This window comes from Mesorhizobium sp. M7A.F.Ca.CA.002.05.1.1, from assembly GCF_003998335.1.
Lineage (GTDB): Bacteria > Pseudomonadota > Alphaproteobacteria > Rhizobiales > Rhizobiaceae > Mesorhizobium.
In genome coordinates this window covers 1-938 of the sequence record NZ_RZQI01001402.1, presented here as the reverse complement: position 1 = coordinate 938, position 938 = coordinate 1, and the positions used below count along the sequence as shown (strand labels likewise).

The window sequence follows — 938 nt, the reverse complement described above, 5'->3', positions numbered from 1 at the left end:
TCGTCGGTCGGTATCTGCGCGCTTTTGACCCGCATGGGCTATGCGCCGATCATGCAGATCGCCTGCCGCGACAAGAACCGCATCGCCATCCAGGGCGACGTGCTGGGCGGGGCCGCGATGGGCGTCGCCAACATGCTGTGCCTGACCGGAGACGGTGTGCAGGCCGGCGACCAGCCCGGCGCCAAGCCGGTGTTCGACCTCGACTGCATGTCGCTGCTCGAGACCTGCCGCATCATGCGCGACAATGGCAAGTTCCTGTCCGGCCGCAAGCTGACGACGCCACCGCAGCTTTTCCTCGGAGCCGCGATCAACCCATTCGCGCCGCCGATCGACTTCCGGCCGCATCGGCTGGGCAAGAAGATCGCCGCCGGCGCGCAATTCGTGCAGAGCCAGTATTGCTTCGACGTGCCGATGTTCCGCAGCTACATGCAAAAGGTGCGCGACCTCGGCTACACCGAAAAATGCTTCATCCTGGTTGGCGTCGGGCCGCTGGCCTCGGCCAAGACGGCCAAGTGGATCCGCTCGAACGTGCCGGGCATCCATATTCCCGATTCTGTCATCAAGCGGCTGGAAGGCGCCCAGGACCAGAAAAAGGAAGGCAAGCAACTCTGCATCGACATCATCAACGAGGTGAAGGAAATATCAGGCGTTTCCGGCGTCCATGTGATGGCCTACCGGCAGGAGGAATATGTCGCCGAGATCGTCGATGAATCGGGCGTGCTGAAGGGCCGCCAGCCGTGGAAACGTGAGATCCGCCGCGACGATCAGCTCGTCGCCGACCGGCTCGACAGCATCTTGCACGACGACATTACCGAAACGCAGGTGGACATGGTGAAGACCGCGCATTGACGGCGCGGACGGCCACCCATTCGCTTGAACGAAAGCAGATAACGATATAAAGAAATCTTTATATCACGGCGGAGAGAATTCCATGACCC

Annotated in this window: 1 protein-coding gene; it reads left to right on the top strand. The window is 61.4% G+C overall.

Going from position 1 to position 938, the window contains the following annotated elements; translation table 11 throughout:
* Positions 1–849, top strand: an 849-nt coding sequence (locus EN939_RS35895) for a methylenetetrahydrofolate reductase (RefSeq protein ID WP_164751592.1), incomplete at its 5' end; no start/stop codon positions are given.
* Positions 850–938: the final 89 nt, after the last annotated feature.